The organism is Faecalicatena orotica, from assembly GCF_905197545.1.
In the GTDB taxonomy this organism is placed as follows: domain Bacteria; phylum Bacillota; class Clostridia; order Lachnospirales; family Lachnospiraceae; genus Faecalicatena_A; species Faecalicatena_A orotica.
In genome coordinates, this window is record NZ_CAJJZH010000004.1 from 360,721 (window position 1) to 383,286 (window position 22,566).

Annotated in this window: 19 protein-coding genes; 17 read left to right on the top strand and 2 right to left on the bottom strand. The window is 44.4% G+C overall.

What is annotated here, in order from left to right; translation table 11 throughout:
* Positions 1-16: 16 nt before the first annotated feature.
* Both ABIN22_RS11125 and ABIN22_RS11130 read left to right on the top strand, forming a co-directional pair.
* The gene (locus ABIN22_RS11125) at positions 17-1,165 is read left to right on the top strand and encodes a Gfo/Idh/MocA family protein (RefSeq protein ID WP_346908637.1); all 1,149 of its coding nucleotides are present in this window, start codon (positions 17-19) and stop codon (positions 1,163-1,165) included.
* Positions 1,166-1,248: 83 nt separating this feature from the next.
* Complete coding sequence (locus ABIN22_RS11130) at positions 1,249-2,127, top strand: ThuA domain-containing protein (RefSeq protein ID WP_346908639.1); 879 nt, start codon at positions 1,249-1,251, stop codon at positions 2,125-2,127.
* A gap of 344 nt (positions 2,128-2,471) precedes the next feature.
* On the opposite strand, the gene ABIN22_RS11135 is transcribed toward ABIN22_RS11130, so the two are convergent.
* Positions 2,472-3,536, bottom strand: a complete 1,065-nt coding sequence (locus tag ABIN22_RS11135) for a LacI family DNA-binding transcriptional regulator (RefSeq protein ID WP_181368693.1) — start codon at positions 3,534-3,536, stop codon at positions 2,472-2,474.
* Positions 3,537-3,817: 281 nt separating this feature from the next.
* Between ABIN22_RS11135 and ABIN22_RS11140 the strand changes: the two genes are divergently transcribed.
* The 6 genes from ABIN22_RS11140 (at position 3,818) to ABIN22_RS11165 (ending at position 10,971) form a co-directional block, all read left to right on the top strand.
* Positions 3,818-5,245 carry an alpha-L-fucosidase gene (locus tag ABIN22_RS11140; protein WP_346908641.1) on the top strand — a complete coding sequence of 476 codons (1,428 nt, stop codon included), beginning with the start codon at positions 3,818-3,820 and terminating at the stop codon, positions 5,243-5,245.
* Between the two features lie 14 nt (positions 5,246-5,259).
* Positions 5,260-6,594, top strand: coding sequence for an ABC transporter substrate-binding protein (locus ABIN22_RS11145; RefSeq protein WP_346908643.1), 1,335 nt, complete (start codon positions 5,260-5,262; stop codon positions 6,592-6,594).
* A 76-nt stretch (positions 6,595-6,670) separates the two neighbouring features.
* The gene (locus ABIN22_RS11150; RefSeq protein WP_346908645.1) at positions 6,671-7,555 is read left to right on the top strand and encodes a carbohydrate ABC transporter permease; all 885 of its coding nucleotides are present in this window, start codon (positions 6,671-6,673) and stop codon (positions 7,553-7,555) included.
* Positions 7,552-8,355, top strand: a complete 804-nt coding sequence (locus ABIN22_RS11155; RefSeq protein WP_118618364.1) for a carbohydrate ABC transporter permease — start codon at positions 7,552-7,554, stop codon at positions 8,353-8,355. The genes ABIN22_RS11150 and ABIN22_RS11155 overlap by 4 nt, the downstream gene beginning before the upstream one ends.
* Complete coding sequence (locus tag ABIN22_RS11160) at positions 8,352-9,698, top strand: glycoside hydrolase family 28 protein (protein WP_346908647.1); 1,347 nt, start codon at positions 8,352-8,354, stop codon at positions 9,696-9,698. The genes ABIN22_RS11155 and ABIN22_RS11160 overlap by 4 nt, the downstream gene beginning before the upstream one ends.
* 22 nt (positions 9,699-9,720) lie before the next feature.
* On the top strand, positions 9,721-10,971 hold the full coding sequence (locus ABIN22_RS11165; protein WP_346908649.1) for a glycoside hydrolase family 28 protein: 1,251 nt from the start codon (positions 9,721-9,723) through the stop codon (positions 10,969-10,971).
* Positions 10,972-11,146: 175 nt separating this feature from the next.
* Here ABIN22_RS11165 and ABIN22_RS11170 read toward each other — a convergent pair whose 3' ends face one another.
* Positions 11,147-11,734 (bottom strand): PD-(D/E)XK nuclease family transposase, encoded by a 588-nt coding sequence (locus ABIN22_RS11170; protein ID WP_346908651.1) that lies wholly within the window; start codon positions 11,732-11,734, stop codon positions 11,147-11,149.
* A 90-nt stretch (positions 11,735-11,824) separates the two neighbouring features.
* Here ABIN22_RS11170 and ABIN22_RS11175 point away from each other — a divergent pair, with 90 nt between their 5' ends.
* From ABIN22_RS11175 to ABIN22_RS11215, 9 genes are all read left to right on the top strand, one after another.
* Complete coding sequence (locus ABIN22_RS11175) at positions 11,825-12,352, top strand: nitroreductase family protein (RefSeq protein WP_109731503.1); 528 nt, start codon at positions 11,825-11,827, stop codon at positions 12,350-12,352.
* Positions 12,353-12,394: 42 nt separating this feature from the next.
* Positions 12,395-14,800, top strand: coding sequence for a GH39 family glycosyl hydrolase (locus ABIN22_RS11180; RefSeq protein WP_346908653.1), 2,406 nt, complete (start codon positions 12,395-12,397; stop codon positions 14,798-14,800).
* A gap of 194 nt (positions 14,801-14,994) precedes the next feature.
* Complete coding sequence (locus ABIN22_RS11185) at positions 14,995-16,659, top strand: ABC transporter substrate-binding protein (protein WP_181368696.1); 1,665 nt, start codon at positions 14,995-14,997, stop codon at positions 16,657-16,659.
* A 157-nt stretch (positions 16,660-16,816) separates the two neighbouring features.
* Positions 16,817-17,791 carry an ABC transporter permease gene (locus ABIN22_RS11190; protein ID WP_109731506.1) on the top strand — a complete coding sequence of 325 codons (975 nt, stop codon included), beginning with the start codon at positions 16,817-16,819 and terminating at the stop codon, positions 17,789-17,791.
* On the top strand, positions 17,791-18,684 hold the full coding sequence (locus ABIN22_RS11195; RefSeq protein WP_109731507.1) for an ABC transporter permease: 894 nt from the start codon (positions 17,791-17,793) through the stop codon (positions 18,682-18,684). Before ABIN22_RS11190 ends, ABIN22_RS11195 begins: the two co-directional genes overlap by 1 nt.
* A gap of 12 nt (positions 18,685-18,696) precedes the next feature.
* Positions 18,697-19,677 carry an ABC transporter ATP-binding protein gene (locus ABIN22_RS11200; protein ID WP_118618369.1) on the top strand — a complete coding sequence of 327 codons (981 nt, stop codon included), beginning with the start codon at positions 18,697-18,699 and terminating at the stop codon, positions 19,675-19,677.
* 2 nt (positions 19,678-19,679) lie between these two features.
* Entirely contained in the window at positions 19,680-20,639 is a 960-nt protein-coding gene (locus tag ABIN22_RS11205; RefSeq protein ID WP_109731509.1) for an ABC transporter ATP-binding protein, read from the top strand.
* Between the two features lie 12 nt (positions 20,640-20,651).
* Positions 20,652-21,569, top strand: a complete 918-nt coding sequence (locus ABIN22_RS11210) for a flavodoxin family protein (RefSeq protein ID WP_109731510.1) — start codon at positions 20,652-20,654, stop codon at positions 21,567-21,569.
* Positions 21,570-21,615: 46 nt separating this feature from the next.
* Entirely contained in the window at positions 21,616-22,530 is a 915-nt protein-coding gene (locus ABIN22_RS11215; protein ID WP_346908657.1) for a sugar phosphate isomerase/epimerase family protein, read from the top strand.
* Positions 22,531-22,566: the final 36 nt, after the last annotated feature.

Genomic DNA, 22,566 nt, shown 5'->3' on the forward strand with positions numbered 1-22,566 from the left:
GTGAAGGAGGTTAAGAATGAAGAAAACATTAAGTTATGGAATGGTAGGAGGCAGCCTCACAGCTTTTATAGGGGGCGTGCACAGAGTCGGTGTTGATTTTGACGGGAGAGCCTTTTTAAAGGCCGGATGCTTCAGCCAGAATGAGGCTAAGAATAAAGAATGTGCAGAGTTTTATCAGGTAGATGATGAACGTACTTATAAGAATTTTCATGAGATGGCTGAAAAAGAAGGCTCGCGGGAAGACGGAATCGACTTCGTGACGATAACGGCTCCGAATGATGTTCATTATGAAGCAGCAAAAGCATTCCTTGAGAATGGAATCCACGTACTCTGCGAAAAACCTCTTTGTTTTGAGATCGGACAGGCAGAAGAACTGAAAAAAATTGCGGAAGAGAAAAACCTTCTGTTCTGTGTGAACTATTCTTACTCAGGCAATGCAATGGTGAAGGAAGCGAGAGAATTGATTACAAGCGGATACATCGGTGACGTGATCAATGTAAACGCAGAATACCTTCAGGAATATCTGGTTGATGATATCGGTGCCGGAGACCAGGTGATGGTAAAGCTTTCTTCATGGAGAAAAGATCCTGCCGTGGCAGGTATTTCAAACTGTGTGGGTGATATTGGAACACATATCGAAAATACAGTAAGCTATATGACCGGATTAAAGTTAAAGAGAGTTGCGGCAAAACTGGACTACTGGGGACAGCCACTGGACCTGAATGCAAACATTCTTGTTGAGTTTGAAAATGGTGCACATGGTGTATTCTGTTCATCACAGGTATGTGTAGGCCATATGAACGGCCTTGTAGTGAGAATTTTCGGGACAAAGGGTGCAATCGAATGGGTTCAGGAGAATCCGAATATTCTTTATGTGACCCTGAAAGGACAGCCGACACAGATTTACAACCGTGGTATGGGATATGTCACAGAGCGCACAGCCGAAATCAGCAGAATTCCGTCCGGCCACCCGGAAGGATTGTACGTAGCATTTGCTAATATTTACAGAGTCTGGATTTCCAGTATCCTGAAGTTGAAAAACGGTGAGGAACTGAGCGGTTATGACTATGATTTCCCGTCTATAGATGATGGAATTGAAGGCGTTAAGTTTATTCAGGCTTGTGTGAAAAGCAGTAAAAATGACGCCGTATGGACAGAAGTATAATGTAACAGTAACAACAGTACAGGAAGGTCTGCGTATTTACTGCGCAGACCTTACAAATTTCTGAAAACAAAAAAGGAGCAGCCATGAGTAAAACGATGTATCAAATTTTGATTGTTACAGGAATTGTAACCTCGGAGCATGACCCTAAAACCAACAGAATGCTGAAAAGGACTTTGGAGTCAACAGGCAGATTCCGGGTAAAGATCACAGAAGAATTCAGAGGCGCGACAGCAGAAACATTAAAAGGCTATGACGCTGTTCTGTTCAATTATGATGGGAAAGCTGACGTAAAGGCTCCGTATATCCCGTTGGGAGATACCGCAGTAGAAACTCTATGTAAGTTTGTAGCAGACGGAGGCGGAATCATTATCTATCATTCATCCGCGATATCACAGGAAGAGGAATTCCCTGATGAATTTGTGAAGATGATAGGCGGCGCTTTTAAGTTTACCAATGGAGGACGTAAAAACCCTAAGCTGTCATTTAGAGTAGACACCGTAAAGGGCGATCCCATTTGTGAGGATGTACCCGATTACTGGTATACTGCACAGGATGACTTATTTGTAAATATCAAATGGCTTGAGGGGAATCAGGTGGATGTCCTTGCTACTGTTTATGACGGTGAAGAGGATTACGACCTGAACCGGATGCAGAAACATCTGGCGAAAGACTATCAGAATATCGATTTTTCAAAACTGGAGAATCTGAACAAGGATCATCCGGTGATCTGGAAAAATACATACGGAAAGGGACGCGTTTTCGTCCCGTTTATCGGCCACGGAACAGATACCATACGCAGACCGGAATTCGTCTCCATATTTGCACGCGGATGCGAGTGGGCGTGCTGCGGGGAGGTTACCATTCCATATCCGGATATACAGGAAGAAAAAAGATTTGCCGTGTGGCCGTACTATGATAATATTTCACTGGCAAAAATGGCAGAACTGACAGAAGGAATTTAGTGTAGGAGGGCGCCTGCCGGGGAAGGGGACGGAGGACGACGGGAGTATCTGACCTGTTTGAATGACTGCCCGCTATGCTAAACAGCAATAAGAGAGAATACGCAAAATCAGCCGGAACCGTACGCATTCACCGCCTAATCTGATGATTAGACGGCTCAGGCGTACTGAAAAGTTAATTCGGAATTAACTTTTCTCCGGCTGGTTTTGCGTATTTTCACTAACTGCTGCTAAGCCTGCTCTATGCATTTCAAACAGGTTAGATACTCCCGCTGCCCTCCGCCCCCCTTCCCCTGAAGGCTGGGCTCATCCGACTTGTAGTGAGAACCCTTGCACTGAGGAGAATCCTAAACGATGCTCAGGGTTTGAGGTGCAATTGTTTTGCGTTCAACGATATGTGTGGAGAATATGACGTTTCGGATACAAGGATTATCTACAGGACTTTTTAAATGCAGTTTATCCAGCAGGATCCGGACGGCCTCCTGACCGAGTTCCTCACGGGGGTAGGAGATGGTTGTTAGGGGTGGATTCACATATTGTGAAAATTCTATATTATCACACCCAATGATCGATATATCCTCAGGAATAGAGTATCCGAGTTCCTGGATTGCTCTCATGGCGCCGATAGCCATTCTGTCATTCGCCGCAAACACTGCTGTAATATCAGCGGTGGAGGTTAATAACTTTTTCATTTCCATGTAGGCGTTCTCCATATCCCAATTAATATTGAGCAGCAGGGAAGGGTTCAATTGTCTGTTGTTGGCCAGCATGGCCATTGCATATCCGCGGAAGCGGTCTTCATATTCCAGAATACGTATTTTATCAGGTGTGTAACCGCTGATATCTCCGATGTAAACAATCTGGCTGTGTCCCAGATCAATCAGGCGCTGGATAATGGAGTATACAGTACTCTCAAAATTGAGGGATATCTTGTCATTCTGGAATCTGCCATATCCCCGGAACATCTCGACAGCAGGAATCTGTTTTTCATAAAAATACTCGTATATTTCTATGGGAACATCACCTATAAAAATAACACCGTCACAGGCGGAGGGTTCTCCCTTTTCACGCACTGCGGAATCAGAAAATTCCTCTGCTGAAAGCGCAAAGCTTAAGTTACATTTCTGCGCAATCAATTCCGACTCTATTCCCTTGATGATATCGGAAAAATAACTGTCGTCAAAGGAATGCTCATCTTTGGTTACGATATAACCGATATTCTTTGTCCTTGAATTAGTCTGGGACTTGGTTTTCCGTTTTTTTACCTTATAGCCGAGTTCTCGTACACTTTCCCAGATCTTTTCTTCTGTTTCTTTTGAAACGTTCATTGTTTTATCATAGTTTATAACTCTCGAAACCGTGGTCAGGGAAACGCCTGCCTTCTCGGCTACATCACTTAGTTTAACCGCCATTTTATAACCATCCTTTTGCTTATACCCAAAGGGCATACCGATAAGCATTTTACTAAAATCTATAAAGCTATATTAACATACTATTTTCTGGTTTTCAATGGGTTCTTTCGGAAATCTAAATTTTAGTAAAAAATGTAATAGTTTATAATACATGTAAAATATAATAAATTCAATAATGGTAAATATTTCCACTGGATCAGAAAGAATGATAATTTTAGTAAAATTAGTGTTGACAAATTTACTAAAATTATATATATTAAAATAAAAAAGGAGGTAACGGAATGGAAGAAAAACAAAAGAAAACGAGTTATGAAGCGAATTGGGAATCTTTAAAGCAGCATGAGCCCTCGGAATGGTTTAAGGATTCAAAGTTTGGTATTTTTGTACACTGGGGTGTGTACTCTGTGCCGGCATGGGCGCCGACCAATGACTGCCAGATCGACCAGTATACGAAACTGCATGGGACTCACCCGTATGCGGAGATTTACCTGTATTGTATGAGGTTCAGGAACAGTCCTTTCTGGAAACACCACGTAGAGACGTATGGGAGCAATTTTCATTACGATGACTTTATACCGATGTTTCAGGCTGAAAATTACCATGCAGAGGAATGGGCAGACCTGTTTAGGGAGGCAGGGGCAAAATATTCAGTCATGGTTACAAAACACAGTGACGATTTTGCTATGTGGCCTACGGAATATTCGGACAGGAATGCATTCAAAATGGGACCACATAAGGATCTTGTCGGGGAATTTGCGGAGGCAATGAGAAGCCGTGATCTGAAGCTCGGGTTATATTTTACATGGTGTTTTAATGTCTATTACTCACATTATCCGAGTTTTCCGTATACGGATTATATCCATGCGCAGGCAAAGGAACTGATCGATACATATCATCCGGACCTGTTCTGGCCGGATGCAGAGTATGCGGTGCCCAGACAGAGGGTTCCGGCAGAGCTATGGAGAAGCGAGGAGATGATTTCCTACTTTTATAATCAGGCAAAGGACCCGGCACAGGTACTTGTAAATGACAGGTGGGGAAAGGTTGATAATGAGCGGCTTCTTGGAGACTATATGACGCCGGAATATGCAAGCATGGATGGGATTCCTGAATTTTACTGGGAAACGACGAGAGGGATCGGACGGTCATTTGGCTATAACCAGATGGAAGGCGAAGAAGATTATGCCAGTGTGAAAGCACTTGTGCACATTCTGGTAGATAATGTAAGTAAGAACGGCAACCTGCTATTAAATGTCGGACCGAAAGCAGACGGAACAATACCGGATATACAAAAGAACCGGCTGCTTGGAATCGGCAGATGGCTGAAGAAAAACGGAGAGGCTATCTATGGCACACGCCACTGGGTACATTTTGGAACAACAACAAAAGACGAGATCCCCATCAGGTATACCAAAAAGGGAGATACGGTTTATGCGATTGCTCTTGAGCGTCCGACAGGAAACCTGAGTATACCGTATCTGTATGCGAAGGACAATACGGTAATCAGGGGTGTGGCAGCGAACCGGGAACTGGAATGGCGGCAGAAAGGGAATGAGCTTGAAATTATACTGCCGGAAAACCTGGAAGAGTCAGAGGCTTATGCATTCTCGATCAGCCCGGAGCCATACTGCCTTATAACGGAGGAGAATAAGCCCAAAATACTGAAGGTAACAGATCTTCAGGTAATGGGACTGGATAAGCACTGGTAAAGGAGGAGAATTTTATGAAAAAGTGTAGGATTTTGAGTGTTTTATTGTGCGCGGCTATGCTGGTAACAGGGCTCGCGGCATGTGGAAAATCAGACGGGGATAAGGCTCAGAAGGATGGAGGCGGTGATGGGAAAATCAAACTGACCTTTATGGGGTGGCAGCCTGAGCTGCAGATGATGAATGACAAGATGCTTCCTGTGGTGAAGGAAAAATATCCGGATATCGAGATACAGGTGGAGATACTGGAATGGTTTGATTACTGGGATAAACTGACGATAGACTCGGCAGCGGGGGATGCTGCGGATATCGTTGCGATGGATGTAGACCATATTGCGACTTTTGAGGATTATTATATGGGACTGGATGATCTGGCAAAGGATGTGCTGGGTGATGGCTGGGAGGACCAGTATAATGACGGCATATTGGATGACCTGCGCGGTGTGTCCTCAGACGGGACACTGAAGATGATGCCGTCTGATGTGACAGGGCTCTGGTATATTTTCTACAACAAAACAATTTGCGATAAGCTGGGAGTCGAACCGCCAAATGGGGAATATGAGGATCTGGCAAGATTTGCGGCGGAAATCAAAGAGAAAGACTCATCTATACTGCCAGTAGCATTTGCAGCAAAAGAAGATGTGAATCTGGGTTATTTCTATCTCTGGCTTGCAACAAATAATCAGCAGGGGATTGTTCAGGATGCAGTAGAAGGAAAAGCGTCTTTTACAGATGATGCCTTCGTAAAAGCATTTGACCAGCTCCAGAGAATGTATGATGATGGGATTCTGGCAGAAGAGAATTTCGGACTGGATGCTTATCCGGGATGTGATGAAGCTCTGAAGAATGGAAACTGTGCGGCTTATCTGACAGGAGAATGGTACCTTGGCAACTATCTGATGGGAACTTCCCTAAAGGGGACACCTACGGAAGATGATGAGATGGGTGTTGTTACCATGCGCAATGTGCAGGGCGGCGAAACCTGTATGCAGAAATATACTTCATTCGGATATGCCATCAGCAACGAATGTGAATATAAAGAGGAAGCAATGAAGATTCTGGAAGAATGGACTCAGGGAGAAGCAGCAAATGAATGGATGAATTACATGGCCTGTGTCCCAGCAGCAAAATCTGTATCGATTGATGTCGGCAATATGAAATCCGAGGAGGCAAAGAAGACTTATCAGAAGGCACTGGATGACTTGAATCAAAATCCATCCGTTCTCCGTTCAACATTAAATATTGAACTGGATAATAAAATAGGTGAGGCTGTTGTTTCGGTTATGCGTTCAGGTCTGGACGTGGATGAGGCGTTGAAACAAATACAGGATACCGCAGATGCAGTGAGGTAACAGCGGTCTTAAAGGATATCAGGAAGCAGTGTCCTCAGCTTCCTGATATCCGGGTAAAAACGGGAAGGTGGCATGGATGAGAAAAAATAAATGGAATTCATATTTATATATATTGCCTGCAGTTGCATTCGTTAGTGTTTTTCTGATTTATCCGATTCTCTTCAACCTGATATCCAGCTTTACAAAATGGAAGGGGCTGAATTTCAGTGCGGCAGAGTTTGTTGGACTCCAGAATTATGCAGCTTTATGGAAGGATACAGTTTTCAGGAATGATTTGAAAAACTGCATTTTCTTTATGGTGCTGACGCTGTTTTTCCAGATGAGTATCGGGCTGCTGCTCACGGTTCTGCTTAATATGAAACTGGCAGGGCACCGGTTTCTGGAGACAGTGTACTTTTTTCCGGTTGTGTTGTCATCTGTTGTGATCGGGTATACATTTTCGCATATCTTCGAGCCGAATTTCGGAGCCCTGAACACATTTTTACAATCGGTCGGGCTGTCAAATCTGAAGAGGATGTGGATTGGAGACCCAAAGTACGCTATCTATGCGATTCTGATAGCCAATATTTACCAATGGGCGGGTATGGGAATCATATACTACAGGGCAGGTCTGGCAGGGATTTCAAAGGATATCTATGATGCCGCTAAAATAGACGGGGCAGGATTCTGGCAGAGTTTTTTCAAGATTACAATCCCGCTGCTTAAAAATATCCATGTGATTATCCTGCTGATGGGGACTATTGGGTGTCTGAAATTCTTTGATCTGGCCTATATCATGACGAGCGGGGGACCGGCCAATTCCACAGAATTCCCGCTTTTGTATCTTTACAGGAAGTTTATGAGAGAGTCGAACAGCGGGCTGGCAAGTGCGGTTGCAATTATCATTATTATTCTGGCAACTCTTATGTCAGCGGGAATTTTGAAAATTACGGGGAACGGTAAGGAAGAGGGCGAATTATGAATAATGCAAAGAAGAAAAATTTACTGATTGAAGTAATATTGTTTGCTGTCGCTGCGGTCTGGATTATTCCAGTATTGTCAACGGTACAGATCTCTTTGAAAAATGGCGGGATTCAGAATTATCAGGATGTATTTGCCACAAAAATCAATGAAGTAATGATTCTGCCGAAAATGATATTGAATAGTGTGATTGTGACAGGCGGAACGATCCTGATTGTTATGGTATCTGCAACACTGGCTGCTTACGCATTTTCAAAGCAGGTTTTTCGCGGGAAACATTTTTTCTTCGTCCTTCTATTATCCTGCTATGCAATCCCGATGCTGTCCACACTAATTCCCAATTCACTGCTGATGAAAAGCCTTGGCCTGCGCGGATCCTATATCTCCATGATATTTCTGCTTGCAACGGCGAATATTCCATTGGCAATTTTAATCTTCAAGGGCAATTTTGACGGGATATCGAAGACATACATAGAAGCAGCCGCAATAGACGGGAGTACGGATCTGAAAACATTCCTCTTTATTATTCTGCCGATGTCAAAGCCTGCAGTCGTAAATGTCCTTGTAGTACTTTTTATACAGGTGTGGAATGATTTCCAGATACCACTGGTTTTCTCTACGAGTCCGGAAAAGTATACACTTACCCTTGCGCCGACATTCTTCGGATTGACACAGAACCGTCTGGACCTGCCCCATTTGTATGCTTCCATTGTAATTATTGCCATACCGGTTATTGTCTTTTATATGTTTATGCAGGATAAGATTGTGGAAGGAATGAGTCTGGGAGGGTTAAAAGAATGATAAATATAAAAAAAGAAATATTGCTCGTACCTGAACCAGAGGGTACAGATGATACGGGGAGAATCCAGGCAGCGGTGGATAGCTGCAGGGAAACGGGAGGCAGGGTAGTCTTTGCACCGGGAAAATATTATACAGGGACGATACATTTGTGCAGTAATTTGATGATAGAATTCACAGAAGGCAGTGAAATAATCGGAAGTGATGACCTGGCGAAGTATACGGTTCATGAATACAGCCACCAGTCAAAGCAGAATTACTGGCAGAGTCTCTTTTTTGCAAGAGATGCGGTACATGTGGTGCTAAAGGGAAAGGGCCGGATATCCGGTCAGGGGGATCATTTTCCATATGGACTGGAGGCATACAGTGTGGATGATCAGGATATGGCACCAGTCAGGGAATATAAAGTAAGGCCCAGCCTGCTCTATTTGAAAGGCTGTACAGATGTGAAAGTAGAACAGTTAGAATTGAGAGATGCCGCCCAGTTTGCAGTGCTGACAGAAGAATGTACAAAAGTGGAGTTTCGGGACGTCAGTGTCATTAATAGAAAGAACCAGAACACAGACGGGTTTCATTTCTCCATGATCAGAGATATTATGGTCGAGAACTGCAGGCTGGACTGTGGAGACGATGCGGTCGTCCTCAACAGAAGCGCCGCCGGAGTCAGGATCAGAAATTGTGATATTTCATCCAGATGGGCGGGAATACGGATCGGACCTTTTTCAGATGGAGAGTTTACCAGGATTGAAGTCTGTGGCTGCCACATTCATCATACTTACGGATGCGCTGTAAAGATACAGGTAGGGGAGGGCGGCTATGCTCATGATCTATATTTTCACGATCTGGTGATGGACGAAGTTACAGGACCAGTTCAAATCAGGCTGTGTCATTTTCCGGGGTGGGAGACGAAAAAAGAAACAAACATAAGTCCCGGCAGAATTGATCGTATTACCTTTGAAAGAATCAGGGCCAGAGTAATCGCCGAGGGAAAACCGAAGCCTCATGAAGTGCCCGTATTCGACGGCGAAAGATATTCCTGTGTTCAGGTTCAGGGACTGGATGAATATAAGATAGGCCGGCTGACATGCAGGGATTGGGACATTCAATATGAGGGCGGGTATGAAGATACGGCATACAGCCTGCATTTAACAGAAAATGCAGACTACAGATATCCGGAATATTTTATATTTGGGATTATGCCATGTTATGCCATGTATGCGGCCCATGTAGAAAAACTGGTGCTTTCCGGTCTGCATTTTTCTTGTGAAAAAAGGGATGTCAGGGTGCCGTTTGTTTTTCATGATATAGCTGGAATAGAAATGACAGGAATGCAGACAGAACAATAAACACGACCAGTGAGGAGAGACTATGGAAAATGTGAAATTATTTGGAGCGGCAGGGGACGGGATACAGGATGATACACAGGCGATACAGCACGCGGCAGACCAGGCGGCAGCAGCGGACGGAGAAGTTTATTTCCCGGAGGGTACATACCTGACAGGGACACTATTCTTAAGGAGCGGCCTGCATATACGGCTGAGTGAACGTGCGGTACTGCTGGGCAGCCCGGAAATTAAAAGCTATAGTACGAAGACACATTATAATAGGTATGCAGGAGAGCATTTTCTGGACAGATGCCTCATTTATGCGGAGGATGCGGAAAATATTAGGATATCGGGCGGGATAATTGACGGCAATGGGGCTGCCTTTTATGAGGAAGGAAATCCTGATATAGTGCATCCGATGTTGTTTCGCTTTTTGAGATGTAAGAATATCAGGATGAATGATCTTAATATTCGTATGCCTGCCGGATGGAGTACGGCGTTTCTTGAATGTGAAAACATCCGGATATCCGGAATCAGTATCATAAGCAGACACTTTAATGGTGACGGGCTGGACTTCGACAGCTGCCGCGATGTCCGGGTGTCAGACTGTATGCTGGATACCAGCGATGATTCCCTGTGTATTCAGAATTCAGTGGCGGAAAGGGTAAGCCAAAATTTTGTGATCAATAATTGTATTATGAGAAGCAGGTGGGCAGCAGTCCGCATTGGTCTTTTAAACAGCGGAGACATAGAAAATGTGACAATATCAAACTGCATCTTCCACGATGTCTTATGCAGCGGACTTAAGATTCAGGCGGCTGAGGGCGGCAGAATCCACAATATTATGATAAGCAGTCTGCTGATGAAAAATGTCCCCAGACCGGTATTTGTAACATCGAATTATTGCAGGATGGGGGTACTGGATGATAGTCCCCACGATGGTGAACGTGGGATTGACGGAGTATATTTCAAAAATATAGTGATTGAGAGTGACTATACAATGAAATCAGACCCGGCAGCCGGATTTATCGTTCTGGGGACAGGAAAAAGGAAAATAAAAAACATCCGTTTTGATGATATTACGTATCACGCACCCGGAGGCTGGAAAGACATACCAGACAGCATACCGGAACTCGAAGGCAAAAGACCTGAATACTTTTCAATTGGCCAGATTAGTGCATCTGCATTTTATGCAGCACACATAGAGGGGCTGCATCTGGAGAGATTTACATACAGCTTTACAGAAAAAGACGTAAGACCCCCTATCGTTTTTAACGATGTACAGGTAGTCTAGTACTAGGGGGGGCTTTCGAAAAATTACAGAATTTATCAAAAATGCCAACTTACGGGAGAAGAGAACGGGGACAGCAGGAAGCATATAACCTGTTTGTCTTCCGTTCTCTTCTACGTTCAGCAGGTAAAGCCGCTCAGAGAGATTTAAAACTATATCCAGTGTATGTGTATTAACTTTAATTGATATGATATTCAGAGAGCGGTTTTTCAGCAGCTGGCTGCCTGATTCGTTTTAGAAGGATATCATCGGAATCTTGGGAGTTTGCCTTTACAACATTATAAATTTCTTTAAGATCATCTGCAGATTCTTCTAAATCATCTGCTATTTCTGTTAATGTTTTTCCCTTAAGATATTTTTTCTTTATCTGTGAAATTAATTTTAGAAATTCTCCATCTTCAAGCCCAGCCTTACGACCTTCTTCAAGTCCTTCCCTGCGCCCTTGGTTTACAGCGGTCTGCAGCCGGCTTATTTCATCACTGATAGCCATCTCGCGGCGCAGATATAAGTAGCGCTCGTTTTCATCCTGGTTTATTTTCTCCAATTCGTCTTTTGCTGCCTCCATATAGGGATTCCCTTTGGTCTCCATACATATCGCCTCCCAGCTTTTTGCCGCAATAACCTTTGCCCATTTGTAAAGCTCCGGTTCCTGTTCTTTTTCTGCTCCTGTTGCATCTTTTAATTTCTTTAATTCTATCACATGGAACTGGAATTTACTACTGTATACTTCATGAGGAAATTGTTGCCGGATACCGTTATTTGCCATATATAAGAGGCAAAACGGCGTTTGAGAGAAAGGGAAATCCTGAACTATAATTTAGTCAACAAATCGAATCGAATAGAAAGGAAGAAGCACATGAAAGAGACCATAGCTGATATCAAAATGCGTCGGAGTGTAAAGGAGTACAAGAAGGAGCAGATTACGGATGAAGAGCTGCTTACTGTTCTTGAGGCCGGGATGAATGCACCGTCCGGGGGGAATAAACAGTCACCCATTTTTATTGCAGTACAGAATCCGGAATGGATTCAGAAGCTTTGCAAATTAAATGCGGAGATTGCAGGGGCTCCGGAAGGGTTTGATGTATTTTACGGTGCGCCTACCATTATTCTTGTATTAGCCCAAAAGGGAGTTGGCAATCCGGTGGAGGACGCAAGCCTGTGCCTCGGAAATATGTTTAATGCAGCGTATGCCCTTGGCCTTGGTTCACGCTGGATCAACCGGATTTATGAAACCTTTGAGACTGATCTGGGAAAGGAACTGCTCAAAGAGGCCGGATATGAGGGCGAGTACATAGGTGTCGGGTCCTGTATCCTCGGATATCCGAAAAACGGGTTCCCGGAACCAATCGAAAGAAAGCCGGATTACTATAAAATTATTAAATAATGAACTTCATTCATGCACTGTTTTAGGAAGCGGGGATTGCTGATGAGAGAAATTATGCATCTGGAGTTTATTACTGACCGGGAAAGCAGGACGCATCTGCATCAGGATCTGGAAATCATCTATATTCTAAAAGGGGATGTTGAGATCCTGCTTGATAATAAAAGTTACAAACTTTCTGAAAATGACTTTATCCTGATCAACACGAACAAAAAGCACTGGATCAAAAGTGGGAAAAATTCGGTTCTGGGACTTCGATTTCTCATTGATTACCAGATACTGACAGAGTACATGAAAACAAACCAGCTTTTATTCTGGTGCAACACAGTAACGGATAATGAGGAGAGCTATACGCTCCTTAGGAAGATCATGGATCAGATTCTGAGTCTGTATTTTGACGGGGCAGAAGCAGATGCGTTCCGTATCAGAAGCCTGATGAATGAGATGCTCTATCTGCTGACAAGTAACTTCCTGGTCAGGAATGAGATGAAGAAAGCGGCGTTACTGAACAATGAAGAAGATGCCCGGGTGATTGAAATCAGGAATTATATACTGACGAATTACCAGAAACAGTTAAGCCTGAATGATCTGGCAGAACAAATGCATCTGTCAAGTGCACATTTATCCCGGTATATAAAACAGAACTTTGGAATTAGTTTTCTTGAATATTTAAACAATGTACGTCTTTTCCACGCCGTAGATGACCTTGTGTATTCCAATAAAAAAATCATTAATATTGCGATTGACAACGGTTATCCAACACCTACAGCGTTCAACAAAGCATTTCGCGACTGCTATCAGATGACACCGTCTGAGTATCGCAGCAAAGCGAATGAAACAAATGTAGATGATGGTCAGATGACCCGAATGACAAAAGAAAAACAAAGGGAATTGAAAAAGATCATCAGGCAGAAAAAGAATTATCTGAAGAAGGAAAGCCTACAGGACCACAGTCTTCTTGTTGTAGATGCAGAACAGATCAGACCGCTGAAAAGTGTATGTAATGAGATTTTAAACGTGGGTGATATTACGAACCTAATGCGTTCTGATGTCCGAAGCCAGATACATTTTTTACAGAATAAACTGAATTTTAAATATATCCGGATGTGGAACATGCTCAGACAGCTTGTTTATAAAGATGACGAGGAGCATATACAGCTTAACTTTACCCAATTGGACCGCATTTTGGATTTTTGTTTAGAGATACATTTAATTCCCCATATAGAAATCGGGTATAAGCCGGTGATTCTGATGGAAAGGGTAGAGAAACAGATCTACTCGGAAGCGGATACAATTTTATTCCAGACGCTGGAAGAATATGAGGAGGTCCTGAAAAGATGGTTTATGCATCTGATTAACCGGTACGGACTGGAAGAATTTGAAACATGGCGGTTTGAAATGCGCAGGGATATCACACATTACCCGCAAAAGAGTGATACGTTTTTCGAGTGTTTTCCCACGGCAAAGAAACTGCTCAGGGAACTTTCTCCAAAAATCAGGCTGGGCGGCCCAGGAATTATTCTAGGGTATGAGAATTACCAGTATGATGATTTGTTTGAAAAGTGGAAGGAAATTCCGGAGGCAGAACCGGATTTTATCAGTGTCTACAGTTTCGGTTATGTAACAGTTGAAAAGGACGGGAAATATTATGTAAAGAAATCCGTTGATTCCCAGTATACAAACCATCAGGTAGAACTGCTGAAAGAGGTCCTAGACCGGAATGGTTTCTCAGATCAGAAAATCTACGTGACAGAGTGGAATTATTCGATCTCAAACCGTAATGTGCTCAATGACAGTTGTGCGATGGGTGCTTACGTCATGCAGAACCTGATACAGGCAGAGAACATGGTCGAGTCTATGGGCTGGTGGCATGCGACAGATCTTTTGACAGAGTACCATGATACAGATACAGCGTTGAACGGTGACAACGGAATGCTTACCTGTGACGGAATACAAAAACCGGTTTATTATGCCTTTGAATTTATGAATAAACTGCATACAGGCATGCTTGGTAAAAATGAGAATCTGCTGATTACTACAAATGAAAAGGGCCGTTATACGCTTGTGTGCCATAACAGTAAAAGACTGTGCTATCACGGCAGGACTGTAATGGAAAATAAAATCCGCATAGAGGATGTGGATGAGTTGTTTGAGAATACGGAACCCATACGGCTGAAGGTACAGATCCATAACGTAAAGCCGGGAATCTACCGGATGAAATCCAGTTTTATTAACAGAGAACATGGAAGTGTGCAGGATTTGTGGACGCAGATGGGGAAAAAGAAGAATCTGTCCAGAAGTGAGAGTGATTATCTGAACCGGATTACAGTGCCCCATATTAAGATCACAGAGATTGAATCAACAGAGAATATTTTGAATTTTGAAATCGACTTACAGCCATATGAAATCAGGCTTATAAAGTTAGATTATCAATATAAAAGCCATAAATAGGAAACAGATGTTGCGATAAAAATACATATCAAAAATGAACCTATTGTTTTTGATGCTGCAAGTAATAGTGACTGTGACTTTTGCATGAAAGTCAATAGAAAAACAGCGCAGGGAGGGAAGAAATAAAATCAGAATAAAAATATAATATAACTATCATGCAGCACAAATATAAGATCAAAAAAAGGAGGAACAGTATGAAAAAGAAAATGGTAAAGAGGATTCTGGCGTGTGCATTAGCAGCTACGATGGTGGTGGCAATGGCAGGGTGCGGATCTTCAAAAGACACAAAGGAGACCAGTGCGAAGAGCGGTGAGGAGTCTAAAAAGCCGGCATCTGTAAGTGACATCGAAATCAACGAGGCAGGTGTAGACGCAACAGGGCATGAGGGAGAAGAGGCGCCGGAGGGCGTGCAGGAAGGGACAACCTATAACCACTGGACAAACTATGACATTCCAATTTATACACCGTGGATGGATAACCGTGCAGCAGTCCTTTCTTATCAGATTTATGACAACCTGCTTGTAAAGTGGAGAGGGGATGTGAATGACATCCGTTGTAATATTGCAGAAAGTTATGAAGTTTCAGACGATGGACTTGTATGGGACTTTAAACTGAGGGATGACGTTACGTTTTCTGACGGGTCAGGCTTAACGGCACAGGATTTTATTGCTACATGGGACGTTATGGAGACATATCAGCCACGCCCATTTGCCAGTGTGGAAAGCTATGAGGCAGTCAGTGACTATGAACTGAAGATTACCTTAAGTGCACCGAACCCGACCTTTATCTATGAACTGCCGACACAGAACATCTATGGCGTTGTTTCCCACAAGGCACTGGAGCAGTACGGACCGGAAGATAACAGGAGTGCAGTGGGATGTGGACCTTACTATGTTGAATCATATACAACCGGCGAGAAATTCGTTCTGAAGGCAAGGGAAGATTACTGGAATAAAGAACGTGCACCTCATATTGAAACATGCGAAATCGATATCATTGCGGACGAGAATACAGCTATGATGGGCCTGCTTAACGGCGAGCTTGACTGTATGAACACCGTGGATATTGAAGTTATGAATAACCTTCTGGATAACGGAATTACACTGGCCCTGATCGAAGACCGCGAAAATCCGTTCTGGCTGAACTGCCGTACCGTAGACTGCTTAAAGGACATAAAAGTACGTGAAGCACTCTGTCATATGATTGACTGGGATGCGCTTTCTGAACTGGTGTATGACGGATTATACCCACATCCGGACAGCTATTTTACAGGAGACGAGGCACCAAAATATTCAGAAAAATATGATTATGACCCGGAACTTGGACTTAAGATGCTGGATGAAGCAGGATATAAACCGGAAGATATTGACTTTACAATTCTGGCAGATCCGGACTTTACAGATTTAGAAGTTGCTCTGGTTTCACAGTTTAATGAGCATGGCCTTACAAACATTGATACAGTAACTTATGACGGTGCTACATGCTACGGTATGCTGAAATCAGGTACATATGACTGCTTCCCGGTACACAATGGGTACGATCCGACTTCACCGCTGACACCATTTACAATGGGACTTCTGGAAGGTGGAACACAGCCTTGTATGTTCTTAAAGGATGCGGATGAGGCAGCTTATAATGAGGCAGTTGCTATTTATGACAAGGTAGTATCTTCAACTACGACAGATGAATATTTTAAAAATGTGACAGAGCTTGAAAATCTGGTACAGGAGCAGTGTCTGGCACTTGGAGGACTTCAGGTAATCAGAGGTTATGCATTCTCTGATAAAATCCGCGGTGCATATGTATCACCAGTCAGTGCTGAAATCCAGTTTAGCGATCTGTGGGTTGCTGAAGACTAATATGCAACAGTTCAGGACTGTCTGAAATGTAATATATATACTGCACCGGACAGCTGAATGTAAGAGGAAACGTCGGCAGGAACCTGTGGGCTTGGGTCTGCAGGTTCCTGCCTTTCTTATTAGTAATGTTAAATCAGATGATTTAGGGGGACCATATATGGCGAAATATATTATAAAAAGAATTTTGATGGTACCTGTGCTGCTTCTGCTTATTGCGATGTTTGTTTTCTTTCTTCTCAATCTTTCAGAAGCGGATCCGGTCTTAATGATGATGCCGGCTGAATATTCACAGGAGGACTATGATGAGATGGCAGAGCGGTTTGGCCTGGATAAACCAAAACCGGTCCAGTTTGTAAACTGGGTGAAAAGTGCCGTTACGGGTGAATTCGGAACTTCCTACAAATCCAAAGCGGCTGTATCAGATGAAGTGCTTTACAGAATTCCTGTCAGCCTGAAACTTGCCGGTGTGACAACACTGCTGATGATCCTGATCGGAGTTCCTATGGGGGTCATGTGTGCGGTGAAGCAGTACTCGGTGTATGACAATATTGTAAATATTGCCGCAAAATTTATGGGATCCATCCCCGGTTTCTGGCTCGGACTGATGCTCATCCTTGTGTTTTCCGTAAACCTGCACTGGCTGCCTTCGTTTGGAATGAAGAGCTGGAAGAGCTGGATTCTGCCGGTATTTACCTTTTTGCTCCCGTATCTTGCCAACTACCTGCGGCAGGTGCGCAGTGCGATGCTTGACTGTATCCGTCAGGACTATGTGCGGACATCCCGGAGCAAGGGACAGAAAGAAAGCGTTGTTATTTTCCGGGATGCACTGAAAAATGCATTGCTTCCGATCATTACCCTGACTGGCGGTACTTTTGCATCCATGATCGGTGGTGCGGTCATGATAGAGCAGGTATTTGCATTCCCGGGAATTGGATATAAGGTGCTGGAGGGAATTAATAACAGGGATATGCCTGTCATACTTGCCTGTACGATTATCCTGGCATTATTCACGATCGGTGCACAATTGATTATTGATATCCTGTATGCGGTTGTGGATCCGAGAATCAGGAGCAGCTTTGCCGGGAAGAAGAAAGTGAAAAAAGAAATCAGCACGGCAGGAGGTACGAATTGATGGCTAATACGGGAAAAGATGGAAGAAAAAGGATGAAGAAACGCGGTCAGATGGCAGAGGCATGGGCTCGCATGAAGACGCAGCCGATCGCCGTGGTATCGCTCGCGGTTGTTGCAGTACTGGTTCTTGTTGCAATTTTTGCAGACCTGATTGTTCCTTACAGCAAGGCAATTACCCAGGTCGCATCGGACAAGCTCCTGCCGCCGGGAACGGCCGGACACATACTGGGAACGGACGGCTTCGGAAGGGATATGTTTGCCAGAATCATTCATGGTACACGTACTGCATTGGAGATCGGATTGATTTCTGCAGGTGCATCTATTGTTATTTCGACCTTTCTGGCATGTTTATGTGCCACGGTCGGCGGATGGGTTGATAACCTCATCATGCGTTTTATTGACGTTGTAAGCTGCATTCCAAGTCTGGTCATGGCGCTGGCTATCTGTGCCGCACTCGGAAACGGAATTCCCCAGCTTGTATTTGCCCTGTTTTTCACAGGACTGCCCATGCACACGAAAATGGTACGAAGTGTGGCTTTAGGTGTTGCAAAAATGGAATATGTGGAATCGGCGGTTGCACTCGGTGCAAAGCCCGGATATATCATGATGCGGCATATGATACCGAATCTGGCGAGCGTTATTATCATCAATGGTACGGCACAGGTATCCATGAATATCATGATGGGGGCAACCTTAGGATTTGTCGGCCTCGGTGTAAAAGCTCCGACTCCTGAATGGGGAACGATGCTGGCTGACGGCTTAAGCTACATGCTGCGCAACCAGTACATGGTTCTGGTACCGGGACTTGTTCTGGCACTTGCAGCCTTATTCATTAACTCACTGGGCGACAGCCTGCGTGATGCACTCGACCCGCAATTGAAAGGCAGAGCATAGGAGGAGCGTAAGATGGGAGAAAAATTACTGGAAATTAAAGATTATAGCGTCAGATTTACAACCGATAAGGTGATCTCCAGAGCGGTCAACCACGTGAATCTTTCTGTGGATAAAGGGGAAGTTCTCGGACTTGTCGGGGAGACAGGCGCAGGGAAAACGACGACTGCACTTTCTGTTATGGGCCTGCTTCCGAAGTATGCGGTAGAGACAGAAGGAAAAATCATATTTGACGGTCAGGAACTGACAGGGATGAAGGAAAGGCAGTACCGGAATATACGGGGAAAACGGATTTCTATGATTTTTCAGGATCCGATGACCAGCTTAAATCCGGTATTCAGGGTAGGGGACCAGATCGCCGACGTGATCAAGATTCACAATCCCAAGATAAGCCAGACCGAGGTAAACAAACGGGTAGACGACATCATGAGGATGGTAGGGATTGCGAAGGAACGAAAAAGCGAATATCCGCACCAATTTTCAGGCGGTATGAAACAGAGGGTTATGATAGCTATTGCGATTGCGGGTAATCCGGACCTTCTGATAGCAGATGAACCAACGACGGCACTTGATGTGACAATTCAGGCCCAGGTAATCAAAATGATGCGTTCCCTGCAGAAAGAACTGGGTTCCTCCGTTATCCTGATTACGCACGATCTGGGAATCGTGGCAAACTTTTGTGATAAGGTTGCGATCATGTATGCAGGGGAAATCGTAGAGAGTGGTACACTGGAAGATATTTTTGACAAGAGCAGAGAACATCATCCATATACGGAAGGGCTGTTTGCATCACTTCCCAATATTACTGAACGCACCGAGCGTCTGACACCTATTAAGGGACTGACACCCCATCCGTCAGAACTGCCGGCCGGATGTAAGTTCCATCCGCGCTGTCCGAAATGCTCGGAAATATGCAGCCAGGGTGACACACCTCCGCAAAAACAGAAAGAGACCCATATGGTTCAATGCCACCAGATTCATGAGGAGGAGATGTAAATATGAGTGAAAAGAAAATATTGCTTGAATGCAAAAACTTAATGAAATATTTTGAGACTCCCCGTGGGATGCTGCATGCGGTTGATGATGTAACTTTCCGGCTCGAGGAAGGAAAGACGCTTGGTGTTGTAGGAGAGTCGGGGTGTGGAAAATCCACGCTCGGAAGAACAATACTGCGGCTGCTTCCATCGACCGGTGGGCAGATTATCTTTGACGGGAAGGATATTACAAAACTGCCAGATAAGGAAATGCTGAATCTGAGAAAGCAGATGCAGATTGTCTTTCAGGACCCGTTTTCCTCACTGGACCCGAAAATGACGGTTTCACAGATCATTGAAGAACCTTTGAAAATACATAAGCTTTACAACAGCAAGGAAAAAATGAGTGAGCGTGTCAGCGAACTGATGGAGATTGTCGGACTGGACGACAGGTATGTGAATACCTACCCGCATGAACTAGACGGCGGAAGACGGCAGAGAATCGGTATTGCCCGCGCCATTGCGTTAAACCCGAAATTTATCGTCTGCGATGAGCCGGTGTCCGCACTGGATGTATCGATCCAGGCCCAGATCCTGAACCTGATGATGGACCTGAAGGAAGAACTGGGACTGACTTACATATTTATCACTCACGATCTTTCTGTAGTCAAGCATATCAGCGATGAGATTCTCGTTCTCTATCTTGGGAAAATGGTCGAAAAAACCAGTTCAGACAGGCTGTTTGAGAACCCGCTTCATCCATACACAAAAGCACTGCTGTCCGCAATTCCGATTCCGGATATCGCTTTTAAAGGGAAGGAAGCACAGGTTATGAAGGGAGAAGTTACATCTCCGATTGAACCACCCGAGGGATGCCGGTTTGCTTCCAGATGTCCAAATGCCACGGAGCGATGCTTTAAAGTAAGCCCGGAATTCAAAGAAGTGGAAGAGGACCATTTTGTTGCATGTCATTTATATGAATAGGAGAGGCTTAAGATGAAGAAAGTATTGGGACTGAATTTTGGACGGGTAAACGGAAATTGTAAGAAATTTTTAACAGAGGCAGTGGAGGCGGCAAAGTGCGCAGGCGCCGAAACGCAGATCATAGATACGATGAAGCTGGAGATTAAACCCTGCATTGGCTGCGGGGCATGTTCCAGAGTGCTTGAGAGCGGAAAAGGGCAGATTACATGCTGCCAGAAGGATGATTATGAGATGCTGTCGGATGCCGTACTTGCGGCGGATGCGATTATTGTGGCGGCGCCCGTGTATGTGCTGGCACCGACCGGGCAGATGAAAAACTTCATAGACCGCTTTGGTCCTGCCCATGATAAGGCATATATGCTTTTTGAGAATGAGCTCCGCAAGGATACAGGGGGCGAGGAACTAAATCCGGACTGCCTGAAACGCCATCTCGTGTCCTATATATCCGTCGGCGGAGCGACAACCCCGCACTGGGTTGCTTATGGAATTCCGGGTATGAACCTGTTCGGTATGAGCCTGAATATGAAGGTAGTAGACCAGCTGGATGCCTACGGGGCATATGTACCGGATAACCATCAGAAATTATTAGAGAAATCGAAACATATGGGTACAAGGATTGTGGAAGCACTGGATCTGAAAAACAGTGAAATCACCTGGGAATCCGATCCCGGCGTATGTCCGGTCTGCCACTGCAAAGAAGTGACACTGAACGGGACAGATCAGGTTTGCTGCCCGGTCTGCGGTATTTACGGCACTTTGAAAATGGATGGCACAAAGGTCTGCGTCGAGTTTTCAGAAGAGGAACAGAGCCGCAGCCGCCTGAAATTTACAGGTGTGCTGGAGCATCAGGTGGAGCAGGGCAGAAAAGACCGTTATCCGAGGTTTGACGAGTATGTAGAGAAGTTCAGGGCAATGCAGGAAGAATTGTAGGGGGGACATGAAAATGGAAGCTTGCTTTAGCACAGAAACTGTGGATTTGAATCATCAAATGCCCAATCGGAATCAGAGAGAAAGTAAGTATTACTGGGATGAATTATACCAACTGATCGCTGCGGCGGGATTTACCTCTATAGAAGTGCCATATGAGCCAAAATGGGATTTCGGCGGCCGTTCCGGAATCCCCCGGACACTGCGGTCTGTCACGGTGAAATACGGGACCATGCAGAAATATATGGAAGAAATCAGGAAGAACGGAATTGAGAAAATCAGCAGTGTACACCTTGATCCATCTCTCTTCTGTCAGGGAAACCTTAAGATGTACCTTGGCGCTTTCGGGCATTTTGGAGAAGAAGCAATACAGTTTGCAAAAGGAGCGGGCGCAGAGACAATCGTATTGACTGCCTCACCTTCTATTTATTCCGTGAGGAAACTGATGGAAGGATCTTCACATGGGGAAGAAGAGTTCCTAAGCCAGACTGCCCGCGTCATTGACGGCCTTGCAGAAATGGCAGGGGAAGAAGGCTTAAAGCTGTGTCTGAAAAATGAATACTGGGGGCTGCTTCGGGGAGAGGCAGTACTGCAATTCCTGAAACAGTGCAGAAAAGAGATTTATCTTGACATTGATACGGCACATCTTAAGATAGCCGGCACAGATCCTGCAAAGTTTATTGCTGCAAATAAGGAAAAAATCGGTATCGTACATTTGACCGACACCGGTTTTACAGACGATCAGGAGGCTTATCTGCAGCCCCTGCCGGAATATCCGGCAAAAACTGCTGCAAAGGTATTCTGCGATATCGGGAAAGGCAGCGTAGATTTACCCGCGGTATTAGCGGCGCTGGAAAATGCAGGGTATGACAAAACAGTCATATATAATTGTAAAGATTCCAATGATGTATACCGTTCTCTTTTGAGGACGCGCTGCTACATTCAAAACAAATTATCGGAATAAGCGGGAGGGAATGATGTCAAATATTAAATTATCACA

Bases quoted from the DNA above. Each gene is read 5' to 3' on its own strand.
- ABIN22_RS11125 (WP_346908637.1), top strand. From the start codon at position 17: ATGAAGAAAACATTAAGTTATGGAATGGTAGGAGGCAGCCTCACAGCT.
- ABIN22_RS11130 (WP_346908639.1), top strand. From the start codon at position 1,249: ATGAGTAAAACGATGTATCAAATTTTGATTGTTACAGGAATTGTAACC.
- ABIN22_RS11135 (WP_181368693.1), bottom strand. From the start codon at position 3,536: ATGGCGGTTAAACTAAGTGATGTAGCCGAGAAGGCAGGCGTTTCCCTG.
- ABIN22_RS11140 (WP_346908641.1), top strand. From the start codon at position 3,818: ATGGAAGAAAAACAAAAGAAAACGAGTTATGAAGCGAATTGGGAATCT.
- ABIN22_RS11145 (WP_346908643.1), top strand. From the start codon at position 5,260: ATGAAAAAGTGTAGGATTTTGAGTGTTTTATTGTGCGCGGCTATGCTG.
- ABIN22_RS11150 (WP_346908645.1), top strand. From the start codon at position 6,671: ATGAGAAAAAATAAATGGAATTCATATTTATATATATTGCCTGCAGTT.
- ABIN22_RS11155 (WP_118618364.1), top strand. From the start codon at position 7,552: ATGAATAATGCAAAGAAGAAAAATTTACTGATTGAAGTAATATTGTTT.
- ABIN22_RS11160 (WP_346908647.1), top strand. From the start codon at position 8,352: ATGATAAATATAAAAAAAGAAATATTGCTCGTACCTGAACCAGAGGGT.
- ABIN22_RS11165 (WP_346908649.1), top strand. From the start codon at position 9,721: ATGGAAAATGTGAAATTATTTGGAGCGGCAGGGGACGGGATACAGGAT.
- ABIN22_RS11170 (WP_346908651.1), bottom strand. From the start codon at position 11,734: ATGGCAAATAACGGTATCCGGCAACAATTTCCTCATGAAGTATACAGT.
- ABIN22_RS11175 (WP_109731503.1), top strand. From the start codon at position 11,825: ATGAAAGAGACCATAGCTGATATCAAAATGCGTCGGAGTGTAAAGGAG.
- ABIN22_RS11180 (WP_346908653.1), top strand. From the start codon at position 12,395: ATGAGAGAAATTATGCATCTGGAGTTTATTACTGACCGGGAAAGCAGG.
- ABIN22_RS11185 (WP_181368696.1), top strand. From the start codon at position 14,995: ATGAAAAAGAAAATGGTAAAGAGGATTCTGGCGTGTGCATTAGCAGCT.
- ABIN22_RS11190 (WP_109731506.1), top strand. From the start codon at position 16,817: ATGGCGAAATATATTATAAAAAGAATTTTGATGGTACCTGTGCTGCTT.
- ABIN22_RS11195 (WP_109731507.1), top strand. From the start codon at position 17,791: ATGGCTAATACGGGAAAAGATGGAAGAAAAAGGATGAAGAAACGCGGT.
- ABIN22_RS11200 (WP_118618369.1), top strand. From the start codon at position 18,697: ATGGGAGAAAAATTACTGGAAATTAAAGATTATAGCGTCAGATTTACA.
- ABIN22_RS11205 (WP_109731509.1), top strand. From the start codon at position 19,680: ATGAGTGAAAAGAAAATATTGCTTGAATGCAAAAACTTAATGAAATAT.
- ABIN22_RS11210 (WP_109731510.1), top strand. From the start codon at position 20,652: ATGAAGAAAGTATTGGGACTGAATTTTGGACGGGTAAACGGAAATTGT.